We start from the raw sequence: 20,399 nt of genomic DNA on the forward strand, positions 1-20,399 counted from the left end.
TCACAACGACTGAGTCTACCCTGCGAAGTCGCGGCGCAAACGGCACGCCGCACCAAGGTACGATGCAAACCGTGCATCTTTCGCTCGAACGCCCTCGTCGCTCCTGGCTGATCGCGGTCCCGATTCTGCTCTTCATCGCGCTCGCGGCCTGGGCGTTCGCTTCGCCGGCCGGGGCGAGCCCCGACGACGATTTCCATCTTCCGTCGATCTGGTGCGGCTTGGGTGAACGCGAAGGGCTGTGCCAGCCCACCGGCAATCCCGAGACCCGGCTGGTCCCGGAAGCGCTGACAGACGCCAGTTGCTACGCGTTCGAAGCGGACAAGAGCGCCCGGTGCTGGGACGCGGAGGCCACTGGAATGGACCGAGCGAAGCGGCTCAACACCGCCCCGCTCTACCCGCCGCTCTTCTATGGGACTCTGTCCGTGTTCGCGAGCCCCGATGTGCAGACCTCGGTCATCGTGATGCGGCTCTTCAACGCCGCGCTCTACGTCGGCATGCTGACGGCGGTGTTCGTCGCGCTCCCTCGCCGCATCAGACCTGCGCTGGTCGTCTCGGCACTCGGCACACTCGTCCCACTGGGCTTGTTCATCATCCCCTCCACGAATCCGTCATCGTGGGCGTTGCTCTCCGCCACCACCGTCTGGATCTGTCTGTACGGAGCAACCCAAACGACGGGGAGACGTCAGTTCGTGCTCTCGTCACTCGCGGTCGTCGGAGGGGTGCTCGGCGCTGGAGCCAGGGCCGATGCGGGCATCTTCGCGGTGTTCGGCCTCGTGCTCGCGGCGATCCTCGGCGTTCGGCGCGGCAAGCGACTCCTCATGCCGGCGATCGCATCCGGCATCATCCTCATCGCCGGAGTCGGCTTCTATCTGGGCGCCAAGCAGGGCGGCGCGCTCGTCAACGGGTTGCCTACGGCCAATCCGCCGCTCACGACCGACGAGCACCTCAGTAACCTGTTGAACATCCCGTCGCTGTGGACCGGTGCGCTCGGCGGCTGGTACCTCGGATGGCTCGACACGCCCATGCCCTCGATGGTGTCCATCCTCGCCTCCGCCGTGTTCTTCGCCGCGTTCGGCATCGGGATCCACCGCCTCACTCGGAGGCACGCTCTTGCCGTCGTCCTCACGGTTGCAGCCATGTGGGGCGTCCCGTTCGTTCTGCTCGCGCAGTCACGGGCGATCGTCGGGGCGGAGGTTCAGCCTCGATACATCCTCCCGCTCATGGTGATCGCCCTGGGCGTCGCTTCGCTGACCACGAAGGCCACACGCTCCTGGTCCGGCTCCCGTGTCATCTTCGCCGGTGCAGCGCTCTCGGCGGCCGCGCTCGTCGCCCTGCACACGAATGTGAACCGCTACACCAAGGGTCTCGACGACATCTCCATCGATCCCGGTGTACGCGCTGAGTGGTGGTGGTCGCTCGCTCCGAGTCCGGGGGCGATCGTCATCATTGGCGGGATCGCCTTCGTCGCCATGTTCTTCGCGCTCGGAGTTTCGCTGAGAAGACCGCGCCCGACCACCACGGAGGCGCCTGAGACCGGCGCGGCGCCGCTCGTTTCAGAGGCATCCGGTGGCGTCAGTCCCGCCCCTACTGTCGCGCCTGACGCACGAAGCTGACTGATGTGATCGGCACCGGGAGCTGTCGGTGCCGATCACGCAGCGATCCAGATGTTCCTGCTCACTGGACTGTGCTGCGGACGGACCGGAATCGGATGCCGTCGATCGCTCCGCGAACCGCCGCTCCGATCTTGCTCCCCCGGTCGCGCTCACACAGGAGCACCTTGATCCACGACTTCGACGCGTAGGCGGCGTCCTCCCAGAACCAGCGCCCGATGCCATAGCGACGGATCATGATCACTCTGTTTCGCGTCATGTAATACTGCCGCATCGGCGAATAGTTCGACAGGTAGACGCGGCGCCCGAAGAAGGTCGCCGGAGTGGAGGCGCCGAAGCGGTGGTCGAGCACCGTGTCGAACACCTTCACGACCGCGAAGCCCGCGGCCCTGGCCCTGAGCGAGATGTCGTGGTCCACATAGTCGACGAAGAGTCGCTCGTCATGGAGACCGATCTTCTCCAGAGCCTCACGGGAGAACAACGCTCCGGAAGAGATGAGCGTCTGGAGCTCGCCGATGCCCTCTCCACGATCGGCGTCATAGAGGAATCCCGTCTCCTCCGCACGCAGTGCGGGTCCTGCCATCGCGACAGGAGAATCCCATTCCGAGAACGCCCTCTTCAACTGCTTCAGCATCCCGTCGGCGACGGTGCTGTCCTGGTCGAAGATCCACACGTACTCGAAGTCGTCAGCCAGCGCACGACGCATGCCGGCGTTGAACCCGGCCGCGACGCCGACGTTCTTCACCTGGTCGATCACGACGACGCCGCTGTCAGACGAAAGCGCGTCGAGAACCTGCGCCGTGCCTTCGTCGTCGGGAGAGTTGTTCACGACATACACGCGCCCGACCTGCTCCCGCAGGCGGGCGATGTTCGACAGGATGCTCGAATCGGGACGAAAGGCGAGGACCACCCCCGCCGTGTCCCCGATCATGCCGCCTCCGCGCCGCCGCTGACGGTGATCTCCGCGGAGACGGTGCCCATGGTCGTGTTGTCGGTGCGGACGCGGAGCACGGCGCCCCTCATCAGCCCATGGCTGCTCGGCTCGCTCACCCCTGCGGCGTTCGCGTTGACGAAGTAGTCCCCGGGCCCGAAGCTGGCCTCTGCGATTCGCAGATCGACACGCGTGCGCCCGGTGATCGGGTCGAGGCGGACCCCCAGGATCTCGGTGTTCGACGCCATGACCATCTGCCCGAGCGGGGTGTCCATGCTGAAACCGATCTCCCAGCGCTCGATCGGACGCAGAGAGTCGACGTGCACCCTGATCGTGAACGGCGAGCCGCTGCCGATCTCCTTGATCTGCTCTCCCTCGTCGTCGAGGAGTTCGATGCCCTTCACCTGGATCGGGTGGATCGTCTCCTCCGAGGGCGCTTCTCCGACCTCGCGATCCGCGAGCACGTCGCGGAGCCCGTCGACGGCTCCGTTGATGTCGCCGTCGAACACCAGCTTCCCGTGGTGGAGAAGGATTCCCCGGTCGCACAGCTCCTGCACCTGCTGCGCCGAGTGGCTCACGAGGATGATCGTGCGCCCCTCGTTGCGGAACTGGTGGATGCGGTCCATGCACTTGCGCTGGAAGGCCTCGTCGCCAACCGCCAGGACCTCGTCGACGAGGAGCACGTCAGGGTCGGTGTGCACGGCCACCGCGAAGGCCAGGCGCACGTACATGCCAGAGGAGTAGAACTTGACGGCCGTGTCGATGAACTCGCCGATGCCGCTGAACTCGAGGATCTCATCGAACCGCGCGTCAATCTGCTCTCGGCTCAGTCCGAGGATCGCGCCGTTGAGGTAGACGTTCTCCCGGCCGGAGAGATCGGGGTGGAAGCCGGCGCCGAGCTCGAGCAGAGCAGCGACACGGCCGCGGCTCTGCACGGTTCCCGTTGAGGGGGCGACGATGCCTCCGATGAGCTTGAGGAGGGTGCTCTTCCCCGACCCGTTCTGGCCGAGGAGCCCGACGGTCGTTCCCGCCTCGATGCTCAGGGAGAGCTCATCCACCGCGGTGAACTCCTCGCGGTAGGCCTTGCCCAGCCGTCCGAAATGGACGATGCGGTCCTTGAGACTGTTGTCCTTGCGGACCGTGAAATGCTTGCTGACGCCGTTCAGACGGATGATGTCCGGTCGCGTCTCGAGGTCGGTGTTGTCGATCGTCAAGTCACAGCTCCTGCGCGAAGTTGCCCTGCATGCGGGTGAACGACCGATGCGCGAACCAGAGGAAGACGGCGCCGATGACACACATCACCAGCATGCGGAGGCCGAGGTTCGGCGGATAGTCGGCGTCGGTTCCTGAGCCCCAGAACGCGCGGTGGAATCCCATCACCCCGATGGTGAGCGGATTCGCCAGGTAGACCTGGAGAATCCACTCGGGCAGCGAGTACGTCGCGACCACGTCCTGCACCATCTTCCAGGAGTAGACGATGGGAGAAGCCCACATGGCGAGCATCATGACGACCTCGGTGAGGTACTGGATGTCGCGCAGATAGACGTTCAGCGCCGCGAGCAGGAGTCCGAGCGCGACCCCCCAGATCAGCACCATGCCGAGAGCCGGGAAGAACCACAGCATCTGGACCGGAGCGGGCAGCGCATTGAGGATGACGGCCGCGACGAGCAGCACCCCCAGCTGGACGAGGAACATGAAGGCGGCTGCGCCGATGCTCCCCAGCGGGAAGATCTCTCGCGGAAGGTAGATCTTCTTCACCAACCCCGCGTTGCCGATGATCGAACCGGTCGAGCCGAAGATCACGTCGGCGAAGAAGGTGTAGAGCGTGAAGCCGGCGAAGAGGTAGATCGCGAAGTTGTCGATCCCCCTCGCCGCGCCCAGGATCTGGCCGAGCACGAAGTAGTAGACCAGGAACTGCATGAGCGGTCTGATCACCGTCCACAGGAACCCCAGGAAGCTGTCCCGATAGCGCGCTTGGAGATCACGCCGGATCAGCATCATCAGCAGTTCTCGACGACGATACAGCTCGCCGAGCTTGCCTCCACGACCGCCGTCGCGCATGCCGCGCGAGTCGATGGTGGTGAACGGCTCGGCGGCAAGCCGAGTGAATCTATCCACTGGGGTAGTCCTTTACGGGGGGTTCGGGTCGACTCAGCCTATCTTCGGCGACGGCCGCGGGCCGTCAATGACGGCTCAGCGTCGTCTCGGAAGTCGTCGACGGATGCTGGAGCTCACACGCACGCGGAGCGCCCTGAGACGATTGCCCGCGCCGGGGTGGTTGCGTCGCATGTACATCCGGATGAAGTCGCGGAGCTTGCCCTCCCCCACGTGGCCGATGCCCCGGAGGAAGGCGATCTGCTCGTGGGTGCGACCTGGCACCGTCGCCGACATCTCATCGAAGTTGAAGTCCAGGGTCGTGTAGCTGACCGCGGCGTACTCCGCATCCATGATCGTGCGTGTGTGGTAGCCGAGCTCGGCTGCCGCGTAGCTCGGTACACGTTCGAGCACGTGCGCGAGTCCACCGTCCTGGTACGCCTCCGCACCGCCGAAGTCGCTGTAGGACCACGGCTGCTCGACGAGCAGTCGCAGTGCCTCGGGACGGGCGATGAACATCGACCCGTACGGGGCGAGCGGGGAGATGTCGTCGAGAGGGACCATGATCCCCATCTGCGCGGCGAGCTTCTCGAAGCCGGGCTTGTTCGCCCACCATGCGCGCCCCATCGTGGGGTATCCGATGTGCACCATCGGCGGGTAGACGATCCCGAGCCCCGGCTCCCTCTGGAAGAGCGCGAGCACGTTCGCCGTGTACCCCGGGCTGGACAGCAGATTCATGAACTGCTGATCCTTGAACGCGCGGCCGACGTTGAAGCCGTCCTGGGGCGTCTTCTTGGAATGCAGCTTCACGACGAGGTCGTACCCGCCGTCGAGCAGGACGTCACGGCATCCGACGAGGAATGCGCTCTGATCGCGGCCGTCGTTCGAGGCGACGACGCGCACGTCGACCGAACGCCCGTCACGAGGACGAGCATCGATGATCTCGCGGATCGCCGCGGCCCGCTCCTCGTCCTGCGTCGTGACGACGAGATCGTAGGAGACGGGCAGCGTGTCGACGCGATCGAGCATCTCGTCGGTCATGTCGACGTAGAAGATGTGCAGGATCGCGACCACTCGCAGCGGCGCCGTCGGATCGTACGAGACGTCGACGTCGCCGAGGACATCGTTGAGACCGAGATCGACGTTGAGGTCCTTCGGCGCGACGTTGCGGGCGAGATTCGCGTAGAGGTGCTCGATCGGGTACCCGTGCGACGCCATGTCCTCGGCGATCCATCGTCCGATGACGGCATGCCGGTCCATGTAGGGCGGCCAGTGGAAGAAGGGTCGCCGCTTGACCAGCGGACATCCATCGGCGATCAGCAGATCGGGGTTGAAGAGAGCAGGATGCTTGGACGGATAGTTCGCTGCGGGGAACGCGGCGGCAGAGGAGAAGCCTGCCTCCGTGAATCGCTGCGTGAACGTCACCTCATGGTTCAGTACCGCATCGAAGTAGCCGGCCATGGGCGGCAGATCCCGCCAGTAGTCGCGCCAGGCCTCGGAGAGGAACATGTTTCGACGCACCGCGATCCAGAAGGACTGCAGATGATCGGGGACCCGACCGGTTCCCGTCGACGGATCCTTCATGCGAACGTTGTCGGTCATACCCCAGAAGTCGAGCTCCTGGGCGCCCATCCGCTCGAAGACCGCGCCGTACGGGCGCACGGGACCGAACCACGTGTCGTTGGTCAGCACGACCTCGTCGAAGTCGGCGAGCCGCTCGCCGAGGTGATCGAGCCCCGCCTTGTGGCCCCAGATGTCGAACCCCTCGTTGGGACGCACGAGGATCTCATCCGTGACCGCCTCGAGACGTGCACGACCTTCCTCCGTGAGGGCGCCGTTGACGACGGCGAGGATGTGCTCGGCGTCTCCGCGCATCTCCCGCAGGGCGTACTCGACGTACTCCTCGATCATTCCACGACGATCGAAGACGACGTACACGACCGCTCTCCGGCTGTCCTTCGTGAGCGCCTGCGGCGTTCCGGTCGCCATCACAGCGCCTCCCCTTCGACGGCGCGCCCTCGACGCAGCACGGTCCGGACCAGATGCATGCCTCTACGGGCGACGCTGACGAAGGGACGCGCGACAGGCGCGAGCGTCGCCGCAGTCTTCGGGTGGTTCAGCCGCACGTACATGCGCGTCATAGCGACGATCCCGCCGGCTCCCGCCCACCCTGCTCGGTGCAGCCACTGGATCTGCTCGAGCGGATAACCCGGCGGTGTGATCGAGAGCTGATCGAGCTTGTATGCGAGATTCGCGTAGGCGATGCCTGCGTGCTCCTGGTTCATCACGGTGCGAACGTGATACCCCAGCTCACCCATCGCGAGCGTCACCATGCGCTCCTGGACTCTCGCCAGGTCGGCTCCCTCGCGCTTTCCGTTCTTCGGAACCTCGTATGAGCGGTAGTCCTGCTCGTCATCGATGAGGATCTTCAGCGCCTCCGGACGTCCGATCCACATTCCGCCGAGCGGAGCGAGCGGCGTCGCTCCATCCAACGGGACACGGATGCCGAGGCGTTCGCACATCTCCTCGGCACGATCTCGGTAGTGCCCCCAGCCGCGCCCGGCGAGCGAGTAGCCGATGTGCATCATGGGCGAGAACACGGCGCCGAGCCCCTGTTCGCGCTGGAACAGCGCCAGGAGCGCGGCGAACTGGCCGGGCGAGGAGATCAGATTCTCGAGCTGGTAGCGACGGAAGTACCGCGCGATGTTGGCCCCGCGCTTGCTGGGTGCTCGTGTATGGATCTTCACGACGAGGTCGTAGGCGCCCGAGGTCAGGACATCGCGGCAGGCGATGAAGAATGCGCTCATGTCCCTCCCGCGCTTCGAGGGCACCACGCGGACCTCGACCTCGGCCATTCCAGGGATCTCGCGCCCGGAGAGCGCGTCGCGGATCTTGACGGCGGCGCCCTCCTCCACCGTCGTGACGACGAGGTCGAAGCCGACGGGGATGTGGACGAGCCTGTTCAGCAGGTGGTCGACCGTCCGCGGATCGGCGCAGTGGGCGACGACAGCGAGACGGAAAGGCGCCGAACGGTCATAGCCTGTGTCGGCATCCGGGAGCACTTCGAGCATGCCCGCATCCGTGTTGAGCGTCTTGGGCTGCACGTTCCGTGCGAGGTTGCTCCACATCAGCTCGATCGGGTACCCGTACTTCGTGATCTCGGTGATCGTGCGTCGCCCGATCACCGCGTGCCTGTCGAGGAAGGGCGGATAGTGGAAGAACGGTCGCCTCTTGATGAGCGGGCACCCGTCGGCGAGCAGGAGATCGGCGTTGAAGAGCGCCGGATGCTCGGTGGGATAGTCGGCCGACGCGAACGCCACGGAGTGCGAGTAACCCTGATCCGCGAAATGCTTCGTGAATTGGATCTCGTGCTTGAGCACGGCGTCGAAGTACGAGGGCATCTCGGGCAGGTCGCGCCAGTACGCACCCCATTCGGGCGAGAGGAACATCTCCTTCCGGACCGCGATCCAGAAGGACTGCAGGTGATACGGGAGCTCACCCTCATTGGTGAACTTGTTGAGGGGCTCCCAGTCGTGGTCGGTCATGCCCCAGAAGTGCACCTCCTGCTCCCCCATCCGCTCGAAGACAGGAGCGTACGGTCGCACAGGTCCGAACCACGTGTCGTTCGTGAGAAGCACCTCGTCGAACTCGGCGATACGGTCGCCCACGTGATCGAGCGCGTCCTTGTGCGCCCAGATGTCGAAGCCGTCGTTGGACCGCACCAGGATCTCGTCGGTGACGGTCTCCAGCAACGCCCTGCCAGCCGTGTCGAGTGATCCGTTGACGACGGCGAGGATGTGAGCCGCGTCGTCACGCAACCCCTGCAGCGCGTACCTCACGAACTCCTCGACCCCACCGCGGCGGTCGTAGACGACGTAGATCACGAGGCGCTTGCCTCCGTCAGGGAATCGTGCTGGCTTCTGCCCCGGCGTCGTCATCTGGTCCCTTCACAAGTCCCGGCGAACCGGGGCCGACTCACAAACGCTCGCCCCGCGCCATGCGCTGCGAACCCATCGAGCCTAGTCAGCGTCCCTGAGCGAGTGCCTTGAGCAGGTACTCCCCGTACCCGCTCTTGCGCAACGGCTCGGCGCGCTCGCGCAGCTCGTCGTCGGTGAGGAAGCCCATGCGCCACGCCACTTCCTCGGGGCAGCCGATGGACAGTCCCTGACGCTTCTCCACCGTGCGGATGAAGTCGGTCGCCTCGGCGAGTGAGTCGAATGTCCCGGTGTCGAGCCACGCCGTGCCGCGCGTGAGGAGCTGCACCTTGAGCTTTCCGCGCTCCAGGTACTCGCGGTTGACATCGGTGATCTCCAGCTCGCCGCGAGGCGACGGCTTGAGGTTCTTCGCGATCTCGATCACATCGTTGTCGTAGAAATAGAGACCCGGGACCGCGTAGTTGCTCTTCGGCTGCGCCGGCTTCTCCTCGAGGGAGACGACCTTGCCCGCCTTGTCGAACTCCACGACGCCGTAGGCCGTCGCGTCATCGACCCAGTAGCCGAAGACCACACCGCCATCGAGCTCTGTGTACTGGCGGAGCTGGGTGCCCATGCCCTGACCGTAGAAGATGTTGTCGCCGAGGACGAGCGCGGCGGAGTCGGAGCCGATGTGCTCCTCGCCGAGGATGAACGCCTGCGCAAGGCCGTCGGGAGAGGGCTGCGTCTTGTACGTGATCGAGACGCCGAACTTCGATCCGTCGCCGAGCAGCCGCTGGAACGACTCCGCGTCATGCGGCGTCGTGATCATCAGGATGTCGCGGATGCCCGCGAGGATGAGCGTCGACAGGGGGTAGTAGATCATCGGCTTGTCATAGACCGGGACCAGCTGCTTGGAGACGCCGAGGGTGATCGGGTGCAACCGGGAGCCTGTGCCGCCGGCGAGAATGATGCCACGCATACCGACTAGTCTCCCTGATCGGCTTCACCTGAACAAACGCCCCGAGTCTCGCGACGGGCTCCCACTACGCTGGATGCCATGCAGAAACTGCTCGTCACCGGCGGCGCCGGATTCATCGGCTCGAACTTCGTGCACCACGTGATCGCGAACACCGACGCACACGTCACTGTCCTCGACAAGCTGACCTACGCGGGCAACCGCGCGTCCCTCGACGGCCTTCCATCCGACCGCCTGCGATTCGTCGAGGGCGACATCGCCGACGCCGAGCTGGTCGACGGCCTGTTCGCCGACGTCGATGCGGTCGTGCACTATGCAGCGGAGTCGCACAACGACAACTCGCTGCACGACCCGAGGCCGTTCCTCGACACGAACATCATCGGCACGTACACGCTGCTGGAGGCCGCACGTCGTCATGATCGTCGCTTCCATCACATCTCGACCGATGAGGTCTACGGCGATCTCGAGCTCGACGACCCCGAGCGGTTCACCGAGTCGACCCCGTACAACCCCTCCTCCCCGTACTCGTCGACCAAGGCGGGCAGCGACCTCCTCGTTCGGGCGTGGGTCCGCTCCTTCGGCGTGCGAGCGACGATCTCGAACTGCTCCAACAATTACGGGCCCTACCAGCACGTCGAGAAGTTCATCCCGCGTCAGATCACCAACGTGATCCGCGGCATCCGCCCCAAGCTGTACGGCGCAGGGCTCAACGTCCGCGACTGGATCCACGCGGACGACCACTCCTCCGCTGTGCTGACCATCCTCGACAAGGGTGAGATCGGCGAGACGTATCTGATCGGCGCCGACGGAGAGAAGGACAACAAGTCCGTCGTCGAGCTCATCCTCACCGAGATGGGGCAGCCGGCCGACGCCTATGACCACGTCACGGATCGCGCAGGCCACGACCTCCGCTACGCGATCGACTCCACCAAGCTGCGCACGGAGCTCGGCTGGACGCCGACGTTCGGCGACTTCGAGTCCGGTCTCGCGTCGACCATCGCCTGGTACCGCGACAACGAGGCCTGGTGGGCCCCGTCAAAGGATGCGACCGAATCGTTCTACGCCTCCAAGGGCCAGTGATGACCGAGTTCGGCAAGGCGCTCTCGTTCACGGAGACCGCGATCCCCGGTCTGCTCATCGCCGAGCTCCCCGTCCACGGCGACTCCCGCGGCTGGTTCAAGGAGAACTGGCAGCGCGAGAAGATGATCGCCGCAGGCCTCCCCGACTTCCGCCCCGTGCAGAACAACATCTCGTTCAACGACGAGGTCGGCACCACTCGCGGCATCCATGCGGAACCGTGGGACAAGTGGGTGTCGGTCGCGACCGGTCGCATCTTCGGCGCCTGGGTCGATCTCCGCGAAGGACCGACGTTCGGCGCGGTGTTCACGGCCGAGATCGACCCGTCTCGGGCGATCTTCGTTCCCAGAGGCGTCGGCAACTCGTACCAGACCCTCGAGTCCGACACGGCGTACGCCTACCTCGTGAACGACCACTGGTCGGCGGATGCCGAGTACTCCTTCCTCAATCTCGCTGATGAGACCGTCGACATCCAGTGGCCGATCCCCCTTTCCGAGGTGGAGATATCCGCGAAGGATCTCGCGCACCCGCGCCTGGCCGACGTGACCCCGATCGCTCCGAAGAAGACCCTCATCATCGGAGCGAACGGCCAGCTCGGCCTCGCGCTGCGCGAGGCCTTCGGAGACTCCCCTCGCTACGAGTACGCGACACGCGACTCCATCGATCTGGCCGATCCCGATTTCGTCTCCTCTCGACGTTGGCGCGACTATGACACGATCATCAATGCCGCGGCATACACTGCCGTGGATCTCGCGGAGACTCCAGACGGGCGCGCAGAGGCCTGGGCCTCGAACGTCACCGGGGTCGCCGCTCTCGCCCGTGTCGCGACGGAGCACGGCATCACCCTCGTTCACATCTCGAGCGACTACGTCTTCGACGGCTCGAAGGACGGTGCATACACGGAAGAGGATGCCGTGCGCCCTCTCGGCGTCTACGGACAGACCAAGGCCGCGGGCGATGCGATCGTGGGCGCCGTCCCCCGTCACTACATCCTCCGCACCTCCTGGGTGATCGGCGAGGGCAAGAACTTCGTGCGGACAATGGCCGCACTTGCACAACGCGGAGTCGACCCCAAAGTCGTCGACGATCAACTGGGCCGACTGACGTTCACTGATGACATCGTGCGTGCGATCCGGCACGTGGGAGCGTCAGGTGTCCCCTTCGGGATCTACAACGTCAGCTCGTCCGGAGAACCCCAGAGCTGGGCCGAGATCGCCGCACGGGTCTTCGAGCTCTCCGGTCACGATCCGAGACGCGTCACCGGGGTCTCCACGGAAGAGTACTTCTCGACGGCATCCGGCCCGGTCGCACCCCGCCCCGCGAACAGCACCCTGGACCTTTCCAAACTGATCGCCACGGGATTCGCTCCGTCCGACCTGCTCACGCAGCTCAGAGCGTACCTGGCCTGATCTCTCGACGGCTCGAGGTATGCGCCTCCGGCCTGTGGCCGCGGTCCCCGCGGTCGGATCGACGGAACCGACGAGCGCGCCGACTATCCCACGGCTACCGTCCGGCACCCGAGTAGGGTGTGTCCTCCGGCTCCGTTGTTTATGCCGTAGGCGCACACCGAGTAGGTGCCCGGCGCCACCGTGATCTGCTGGGCGAAGCCGTGGCGTGTTCCGTACGCGGGGTACGCGGCGCCCACGTCTGCGCGCTCTTTGTCCGCCCAGTAGGCGAGCCCGACCGCTCCGACGTAGATGTGAACGGAGATCGAGTCAGAGGTGTCCGGGTCGATCGCCCACCCGCCGACGGTGATGGTCCCCGGAGTCGCGACGGCTGCCTCGAAGTTCCCGAACGGCGCGCGCCCGGGATCAGACGCCGGCGCCGTGACCGTCGCGCTCTTGCAACCGAGCAGAGTATGCCCGCCCGCACCCGTATTGATCCCATACGCACAGATCGACGACGTACCCACCGGCAACGTCACCGACTCCGCGAAACCATGACGATCCCCATAACCCGGATTCGCCGACCCGACATCCGCACGAACCTTGTCCGCCGTGTACTCCGTACCCGACGACCCCACATACAGATGCACCTTGATCGACGACGCCGTATCAGGATCCAAAGCCCACCCCGACACAGACGCCACATTCCCCGACACCGACACCGACTCGAACGCCCCCACCGGCGCACGACCCTTCTCCGAGATCACCGGCGCCGTGACCTGTACAGTCGTGCATCCGATCGCGGTGTTCACGCCGGGGCCGACGTTGATCCCGTACACGCAGACGTTGCGCGAACCGGGCGGCGCGGAGATCGTCGTATCGAAGCCATGCTTGGTGCCGTACTCGGCATAGGCCGGAGGAATGTCACCACTCACCTTGTCAGCTGTCACTGCGGTGCCGGCGTTGTCTACGTACACGTGAACCGTTGACGGGTCGATCAGGTCGGGATCGAGAGCCCATCCGGTCACGCGGATGCCTCCCTCCACCGCCTTCGCGGTCATGGAGCCGACCGGCAGCCCGCTCTTCGATTCGACGTCACGGCAGCCCAAGAGGACGTTGGCGCCTGCGCCGCTGTTGATCGCGTATATGCACACGCTGACGACTCCCGAGCCGATCGCCGGCACGGTCGCGGAGAAACCGTGGTTGTTCCCTGATCCGGGATAGGCCGCGCCGACATCCGCGCGCGGCACATTCGCGGTGACAGCCGTGCCCACCGATGCGACGTACACATGGACGGCGATCGGATCTGCGGTGTTCGGGTCGATGGCCCAGCCGGATACCTGGAACTGACCGGGCGCCGCCTTCACGAGCTCGATGTTTCCGAAAGGATTGTTGGCCGCCCCCTGAGCCGATCCGAACCAGTCCGTGAAGTAGTTGTAGAAGTTCCTGTTGCCGTAAGACGAGCAGTAGTCGCCCTCTCCGTATCCTGCACGAAGAGCAGCGGCGTTGGGCTGGTACGGCGTGTAATAGTAGAGCGCCGAGGTCGCCTTGTTCGCGACGTAGACGGGCGCGCTGCCGCAGTTGCGGGACGCCGTGGGGTGGTAGAGGATGTTCCAGGTCCTGCCGGGCGCGTAGTACGTGAAGTAGCGGCCCTCCATGTAGATCTTCATCTGCCGCGCAGCGCCGTAGATCTGATAGAAGAAACCGACGTACGCCGGATTGCAGGAGGCGTCATCGGGGCAGCCCTGACCGAGCGCGATATCGTATCGCCACGCGCTGGGCCAGGTGTGCGTCACGAGACCCTGCTCTTTCTGAAGCATGACGATCAGCACCTGGGGGTTGATCCCGCACGACTGAGCGACCCGGTAGATGATCCGCGCAGCGCTCTCGTTCGCGGCGCCGGTGTACCCGTTGCAGTACGTATCGGCAGGCCGACTGGCCGAGGTGATCGAGAAGTCCTTCAGGCAGACGATCGGTCTGCCCTTCTCATCCGTCCCCCCGAGACAGCGGCTGACCTTGCTGTTGAAGAACGACTGGATCTGCGCTTCGGTCATCGTGTTCTTGTCGGTGAACACGGCATCGCTGATCAGGTTGCCCGGATCGAACCCGTCGAGAGTCATCGGCTTGATACCCGACAGCGCCCCTGTCGTCGGGACGGAAGCGGATGGCGCTGCGATCGCGGCCCCCGTGGGGACGAGCACTCCGAGCACGAGAGCGGCGACGGCGATGAGACTCGCCATGGTTCGTCGGGGCACGAAGAAGCGATGCGGACGCGGGGCCTGTCCAGTCATGCGCTCAAGTCTGACGGAAGATTCCCAGGAAAGGGCATCTGACACGCATGATCACGCGGAACAGCGGCCCTCAGAGATCAGCGTGCAGTCCCCACACACGCTCGGCCGAACCCGCCCAGGAGAAGGATCGGGATCGGTCGGCGCCGAGCACGCTGAGCCGCCTCGCACCCGAGCCGAGTGCATCTGCGACGGCATCCGGGATCTCCGACTCGTCCACGACAGCTCCCCCGTCTGCGATCACGTCGCGGTGCACGCCGCTGGCCACGGCGATGACGGGCACGCCGAGCGTCATCGCCTCGACGACGCGCCACGGCCAGGCGGTCTCGTCGGCGGTCGCGACGAAGGCAGCGGCACCCGCGAAGATCGCGGCTCGGTCCTCGACCGGGAGCGCTCCGCGGATGTGCGCGCGGGACTCTGGCAGTCCTGCCGCAGCAGCCAGCTCCGCGAGACGCGGCTCTGAACCCTCTGGCGCGTCGAGCACCACGGCGTCCGCATCGACGGCGGCCGCCGCGGCGAACCCCGCCGTCAGCGACGAGGCCGTCCCCGTGAGCACGATGTACCGAGCGGGGAGCGAGAGCGCTGCGCGCCGTGCCGACGCATCGAGCGGGACGACGAGCGCCCGTGGGGCGGCTCCGGGGATGACCCTGATGCGATCACCGAGCTTGCTGAGCGCCGCGAGCCGCTCGGCGACCGCGTGCGAGGGGACGACGACGGCGTCCGCGTGCTTCACGGCTCTCCGCAGCATCCCCCGCTGCCAGACGATCGTCGACTTCGACAGAGTCTCGGGCGCCTCCCAGGCACGCAGGTCCCACAGCGTCACCGTGGTCTGGTCGTTGTCGTGCACGCGATCGTGCCGGACGAGCGGAGCCATGAGGGATGCCGAGTGGATGAGGCCTCCGCCGACGCCGGGCGCGAGTCCCATCTGCCACGACGCCGCGAGTTCACGGCGCGCGAGGCCGAGCGTGCGCACGTCGGCCATGCCGGCGATGGACACGGTCGATCCCGACGGCACGATCGCCTCCACCCCGCACCCGGAGGGCGCGGTCTCGACCAGACCGGCCGCGAGATCGAGCGCGGCGGCGGCGTGGTCGGCATCGGCGACGTGCACGAGCTGATCCAGAACCACACGCAGCCGAGCACCCATGCCCCCAGGGTAATCGCGGTGCCGCCGGGAACCTGGGAGCCCGGCCCGCATGGCCGCCGATTCCCGGTATCCGCTCACGCGCACAGGCGCCTTCGTGCTTGAATGCTCGCATGAGCGACGGGCGTCTTCCGGTACGTCGCCGGTGGCTCCGTTGGACCATCGGCGTTCTCGTGACCCTCCTCCTCCTGGCCGTCGGCTGGGTGACCGTGCGGGGAATCGGGGCCGTGAACGACCTGCAGCAGGTCGCCGCCTCATCCGGTCAGCTGAAGAAGGCGATCGGCGACGGCGACCTCGAGAAGGCGGCGACCGTCTCCCAGCGCATCGCCCACCACGCCGGGTCCGCCCACGACCTCACCTCCGACCCGGTCTGGCATGCCTTCGGATTCGTTCCGTGGATCGGCCCCAACTTCACCGCGGTGAGCGACGTCGCGGAGATCGCCGATGACATCGCGACAGACGCGCTGAACCCCGTGCTGAAAGCGGCAGGAGATCTCGATCTCGCGAGTCTGGGGTTCTCGAACGGGACCATCGATCTGACGCCCTTCGCCAAGATCGAGCCGTCGCTCGCGGATGCCGACGCGACGCTCGCATCGGCCGTGACGAGGGCACGCCAGATCGACGCCGACGCGACGCTCCCTCCCCTCGCGGACGCGGTCCGCGAGCTGCGCACCACCGTCACGCAGGCGGCGACCGTCGTGGGGTCGCTGCACGGCGCGTCAGCGCTCCTGCCGAGCATGCTCGGCGGTGAAGGACCGCGAAACTACGTGATCGCGATGCAGAACAACGCCGAGGTCCGCTCCTCCGGAGGCATCATCGGCGCCATCGCGCTCCTGCACGCCGAGGGCGGGAGGATCACCCTGAGCCAGCAGGCGTCGACGCGCGACTTCCCCGCGCTCGATGCCTCGCTCTCCCTCAGCGAGTCGACCGTCGCACTGTTCGAGGATCGCCCAGGGCGCTACCTGCAGAACATCACCAACATCCCCGACTTCACCGAAGCCGCGCCGCTCATCGCCGCCCGCTGGCAGGGACGCTTCGGCACCACGGTGGACGGGGTGATCGCCGTCGACGCCGTCATGACGAAGAACCTCCTCGCCGTGACCGGTCCGATCACGTTCGGGCCCTTCACCGCCGACAAGGACAACGTCGTCAGCCTGCTGCTCTCCGAGATCTACGCCGCCGTGCCGGACCCCGCCATACAGGACGAGGTGTTCGCCCAGGCCGCGACCGCGCTGTTCGGCGCGGCGCTCTCGGGAGCGGCTCCGAAGGATCTCGTCGGAGCTCTCGCCACCTCCGCCGACCAGGGCCGGATCCGCGTGTGGAGCGCCCACGAGGACGAGGAGAGGATCCTCGCCTCATCGTCGCTGGGCGGGGCGCTCCCGGTCGACGGCCCCGACGGGACATATGTCGGGGTGCTCTTCAACGACACCACCGGCGGCAAGATGGACTACTACACGGATGCCGAGATCACCACGTCGATCGGCTCGTGCCAGGGGCGTCCGACCACACGCGTGCGGGTGACGTGGACCAACGGCGCACCGGCGGATGCGGCGACGGCTCTGCCTCCTTATGTGACGGCGGACGGCTTCTACGGCGTCGCCGCAGGATCGGTGCGGACGCTGATCACCGTCTACGGGCCCGAGGGGGCGACACCGTCTCGCATCGACCGCGACGGCAAGGAGGACCCCGTGCAGACAGCCACCCTCCGCACGCGGTCCGCCGTGCAGCACGAGGTGCTCCTCGCACCCGGCGAGTCGACGACGATCACGGTCGAGTTCCAGGGCGACGGCGCGGGCGCGCGCCTCACCGAGGTGACCCACACCCCGCTCGTGAGGGACCCCGCGATCCATCGTGAGGAACTGCGCTGCGCCTCGTGACATTGCCATGCAGATGATGTAGTGTCGTCTGCACTGGGGAATATCTGGGTTCTATCATCCTGTCGTGGGGACAGGAAGGGCCCACGCAGTCGAATGCAGGGGTGTGTTCGGGTGCGATTCCGCGTGAATTTCTGGGGAGAATCATGCTGAAGAAACTGGCTGCCATCAGCCTTACCGTTGGCGCGCTCGTGCTCACCGCACCGGTCGCCGCCAATGCCGCAACGGCCGCGTCCGATTCGTACGCGAAGCCGCCGAGCGTGAGCGTCGACGATCCGATCGTCGACATCTGCGAGGTCTCGACCATCGTCTTCGGCGCCGGCTACTTCCAGCCGTCCGAGCACGTGGGCGTGTCGGTGTCCGGACTCAACGCCGCCGATTCGGCGGTCTCGGGCAACACCGCTGCCGCAGACGGCAGCCTCGTCCTGACGTTCCGTCCGCCGTCCAACGGCGAGGGCTCCTACGGAGTCTCGTTCTCCGGCTCGCGCTCGTACACCGCGACCATCACGGTCTCGCACGGGCACGATGCCGCAGCGAGCTGCGACCACGATCCGACGGTCGCGTCCGCCGGCAGCGAGCTTCCGCTCACCGGTGGGATGGAGCTCGCTCTGACGGGCGGCAGCGTGTCGCCGTGGATCCTCGGCGGCGGAGCAGCAGCTCTCGTCGCAGGTGGAGCGCTCGTCGCCGTGGGAGTCTCCCGCCGCAAGAGCGCCTAGATCTGATCGCCGCCCTGTGCGGTGATCGACTGGACGACGGTGATCCCTCCCCCTCCGATCACCGTCGTCTGGTAAATCCGGTGGTTCACCGGAGGCCCACGACCGCCCCCTTCACTCTCAGGTGGCGGCCGTGGGCTTTTTCATGCCCGCGTTACCGCGATGCTCCCGCTGGTATCCGTTGCGAAGGACGTTCTTCGGCATCCGCCGCCCCGGTTCCGACTCCGGTCACGTCGCCGACGAGTCGCGCGATGGCACGGCGCGTCGTCGCCATCCACGGCGACGACGACGCGGGCAGGTCCGATCGCGCAGTCACGGGCGTCGCGCGTGACGTCGGGTCGCAGCCCGCGTCTCATGGGGTCGGCGTCGGGGTCTCCGTCGGCGGGTGCAGCGCATCCTGGATCATCTGGTGGATGTAGCCGAAGTCGATGCCCTTCTCGGGCACCCCGTTGTCAGGGGTCAGTTCGATCGTCCTGACCTGCTGCTCCTTCGCCTTCGTCATGAGATCGAAGAACTCGGGCAGCTTGTCCTGGGGCAGGTCGGTGTGCACCAGGGCGGTACCCGCCGCCGCGACCTCGTTGAAGCGCGTGAGCACGGTCTGCGGCGTGAACTGCGCCAGAATCGCCTCCTGCAGCTGTCGCTGCCGGAGCATGCGGTCCCAGTCGCTCGTCGTGTACCGCGAGCGGGCGTACCACTGGGCCGTATCGCCGTCCATGGTCTGCTCGCCCGGCTCGATCCAGCCGATGGCCCACGAGTCCACGTCGTGGGCGCCGGAACCGGGGGGCGGCCCGCCCTTCGGTAGACGCTCGGCGACGGTGATCTTCACTCCACCCAGCGCATCCACGAGGTTCGCGAACCCCTTCATGTCGAGGAAGACGTAGTACGGGATCTTGATGCCGAGGATGCCCTCAGCGGCATCCTTCGTCGCCTCGATCTCGGGGTTGGAACCCTGCGCCGTCGCGTTCGGGTAGAGGCTCGCGCCCTCGTCCTTGCGGCACACCTGCACGGCGTTCGTGAGCTGGTTGATGCCAGGGCCCCATCCGCACTTCGAGTCGTTGTGCCCCTCGAAGTAGTTGCGGTAGTCGAAGCCGACGAGCTCCGGATCACGCATAGGGCTGTCTTCGGCGAACGGGAAGTTCGGCATGTCTCGCGGGATGCCGGTGATGGTCACCGCACCGGTGGTCGCGTTCACCGAGACGACCGAGATGCTGTCGAAGCGCATCGAGTCGCGTCCTTCGCCGCTGTCGGCGCCGAGCAGGAGGATGTTGTAGTAGCCGTCGCTGGCGGGGAGACTCGGGCCGCTGCTGCCGAAGATGGTCGAGATCGTGCTGCGCACCGTGCCCACATAGGATGCGGCCACACCGGTGACCGAACCGACGAGCCCGAGCAGCAGCAGGGTAACGACAGGAAGCGCGAACTTCGACAGGCCCGGGATCTTCACGAGCCGCACGAGTCTCAGCGTGTCGAAGGTGAGGACGATCCACAGGATGACGTAGCCGACGAGCAGCACCTGCACCACGGTCAGGACGACAGCGGAGAACCATCCGGCGCCGATCGTGAGCCACAGCAGCGTGGGCCGCGCGAAGAGCGCGAGGCCCGCCGCGACGATGACCAGGAACCAGGCAGTGAGAGTGGCCCCCAGACCGAAGCGGCCCAGCCGTCGGCTGCCTGCCAGGAGCTGGGCGGATCCGGGCAGCAGGACGTTGAGAGCGACGAGCCACCAGCCGCGCTTGATCATGGTCCCGGAGTCGGACACGTCGGGATGCCGCAGCGGGCGCGTCTCGATCAGCGGACGCCCGGCTGCACGCGGCGCGGCCAGCGTCACAGAGACTCCTTCAGCCGTTCGTTCTTCCCCTCGACCTGGGACTCGAGTTCACGCGCATAGGCCTCGACCCGATCCGCGAGGTCGGCATCAGAGGTGCCGAGGATGCGGGCGGCGAGCAGTCCTGCGTTCTTCGCCCCTCCGATGGACACCGTGGCGACGGGGATGCCCGCCGGCATCTGCACGATCGACAGCAGCGAGTCCATGCCGTCGAGATAGGCGAGAGGCACGGGCACCCCGATCACCGGCAGCGGCGTCATCGACGCGAGCATCCCCGGCAGATGGGCGGCTCCCCCGGCTCCCGCGATGATGACGCGGAGGCCACGGCCGCGGGCCTCTCGCGCGTAGGACATGAGCTTGTCGGGGGTGCGGTGGGCGGAGACCACCTCCACCTCGTGCGGGATCCCGAAGTCGGTGAGCGCCTGAGAGGCGTCGCTCATCACCCGCCAGTCGGAGTCGGAGCCCATGACGACGCCGACGAGAGGAGCGGTGGAGGAGTGCAGTGGCTCAGTCACCAGATCAGGCTAAGGTCTCGCGCTGTGAGAACCCCCCAGCGGCACACCTCGACGCG

Annotated in this window: 15 protein-coding genes; 5 read left to right on the forward strand and 10 right to left on the reverse strand. The window is 66.3% G+C overall.

Annotated features, from left to right (window positions below):
* Window positions 1–62 precede the first annotated feature (62 nt).
* On the forward strand, window positions 63–1,613 hold the full coding sequence (locus tag LC438_RS12085; protein ID WP_223586703.1) for a DUF2142 domain-containing protein: 1,551 nt from the start codon (window positions 63–65) through the stop codon (window positions 1,611–1,613).
* Between the two features lie 61 nt (window positions 1,614–1,674).
* On the opposite strand, the gene LC438_RS12090 is transcribed toward LC438_RS12085, so the two are convergent.
* The 6 genes from LC438_RS12090 to rfbA form a co-directional block, all read right to left on the reverse strand.
* Window positions 1,675–2,541 carry a glycosyltransferase family 2 protein gene (locus LC438_RS12090; protein ID WP_223586704.1) on the reverse strand — a complete coding sequence of 289 codons (867 nt, stop codon included), beginning with the start codon at window positions 2,539–2,541 and terminating at the stop codon, window positions 1,675–1,677.
* Window positions 2,538–3,755 (reverse strand): ABC transporter ATP-binding protein, encoded by a 1,218-nt coding sequence (locus tag LC438_RS12095; RefSeq protein WP_105672492.1) that lies wholly within the window; start codon window positions 3,753–3,755, stop codon window positions 2,538–2,540. The genes LC438_RS12090 and LC438_RS12095 overlap by 4 nt, the downstream gene beginning before the upstream one ends.
* 1 nt (window position 3,756) lies before the next feature.
* Window positions 3,757–4,659 carry an ABC transporter permease gene (locus LC438_RS12100; protein WP_223586705.1) on the reverse strand — a complete coding sequence of 301 codons (903 nt, stop codon included), beginning with the start codon at window positions 4,657–4,659 and terminating at the stop codon, window positions 3,757–3,759.
* A gap of 75 nt (window positions 4,660–4,734) precedes the next feature.
* The gene (locus LC438_RS12105; protein WP_223586706.1) at window positions 4,735–6,624 is read right to left on the reverse strand and encodes a rhamnan synthesis F family protein; all 1,890 of its coding nucleotides are present in this window, start codon (window positions 6,622–6,624) and stop codon (window positions 4,735–4,737) included.
* Window positions 6,624–8,573, reverse strand: coding sequence for a rhamnan synthesis F family protein (locus LC438_RS12110; protein WP_223586707.1), 1,950 nt, complete (start codon window positions 8,571–8,573; stop codon window positions 6,624–6,626). The genes LC438_RS12105 and LC438_RS12110 overlap by 1 nt, the downstream gene beginning before the upstream one ends.
* Before the next feature lie 85 nt (window positions 8,574–8,658).
* Window positions 8,659–9,528, reverse strand: a complete 870-nt coding sequence (gene rfbA, locus LC438_RS12115; protein WP_105672495.1) for a glucose-1-phosphate thymidylyltransferase RfbA — start codon at window positions 9,526–9,528, stop codon at window positions 8,659–8,661.
* A 78-nt stretch (window positions 9,529–9,606) separates the two neighbouring features.
* Here rfbA and rfbB point away from each other — a divergent pair, with 78 nt between their 5' ends.
* The gene (gene rfbB / locus LC438_RS12120) at window positions 9,607–10,605 is read left to right on the forward strand and encodes a dTDP-glucose 4,6-dehydratase (RefSeq protein ID WP_105672496.1); all 999 of its coding nucleotides are present in this window, start codon (window positions 9,607–9,609) and stop codon (window positions 10,603–10,605) included.
* Window positions 10,605–12,011, forward strand: coding sequence for a bifunctional dTDP-4-dehydrorhamnose 3,5-epimerase family protein/NAD(P)-dependent oxidoreductase (locus LC438_RS12125; protein WP_105672615.1), 1,407 nt, complete (start codon window positions 10,605–10,607; stop codon window positions 12,009–12,011). The genes rfbB and LC438_RS12125 overlap by 1 nt, the downstream gene beginning before the upstream one ends.
* An 83-nt stretch (window positions 12,012–12,094) precedes the next feature.
* On the opposite strand, the gene LC438_RS12130 is transcribed toward LC438_RS12125, so the two are convergent.
* Window positions 12,095–14,107 carry a hypothetical protein gene (locus tag LC438_RS12130; protein ID WP_181155799.1) on the reverse strand — a complete coding sequence of 671 codons (2,013 nt, stop codon included), beginning with the start codon at window positions 14,105–14,107 and terminating at the stop codon, window positions 12,095–12,097.
* Between the two features lie 241 nt (window positions 14,108–14,348).
* Complete coding sequence (locus LC438_RS12135; RefSeq protein WP_223586708.1) at window positions 14,349–15,422, reverse strand: glycosyltransferase; 1,074 nt, start codon at window positions 15,420–15,422, stop codon at window positions 14,349–14,351.
* 110 nt (window positions 15,423–15,532) lie between these two features.
* Between LC438_RS12135 and LC438_RS12140 the strand changes: the two genes are divergently transcribed.
* Complete coding sequence (locus tag LC438_RS12140; protein ID WP_223586709.1) at window positions 15,533–17,296, forward strand: DUF4012 domain-containing protein; 1,764 nt, start codon at window positions 15,533–15,535, stop codon at window positions 17,294–17,296.
* Window positions 17,297–17,439: 143 nt separating this feature from the next.
* A complete protein-coding gene (locus tag LC438_RS12145) occupies window positions 17,440–18,009 on the forward strand; it encodes a hypothetical protein (protein ID WP_105672499.1) in 570 nt (189 codons plus the stop codon).
* Window positions 18,010–18,358: 349 nt separating this feature from the next.
* On the opposite strand, the gene LC438_RS12150 is transcribed toward LC438_RS12145, so the two are convergent.
* A complete protein-coding gene (locus LC438_RS12150; protein WP_105672500.1) occupies window positions 18,359–19,831 on the reverse strand; it encodes an LCP family protein in 1,473 nt (490 codons plus the stop codon).
* Window positions 19,828–20,295, reverse strand: coding sequence for a 5-(carboxyamino)imidazole ribonucleotide mutase (gene purE / locus LC438_RS12155; protein ID WP_223587472.1), 468 nt, complete (start codon window positions 20,293–20,295; stop codon window positions 19,828–19,830). The genes LC438_RS12150 and purE overlap by 4 nt, the downstream gene beginning before the upstream one ends.
* Window positions 20,296–20,399: the final 104 nt, after the last annotated feature.

It is taken from the genome of Microbacterium sp. OVT16B (assembly GCF_019969705.1).
In the GTDB taxonomy this organism is placed as follows: Bacteria; Actinomycetota; Actinomycetes; order Actinomycetales; family Microbacteriaceae; genus Microbacterium; species Microbacterium natoriense.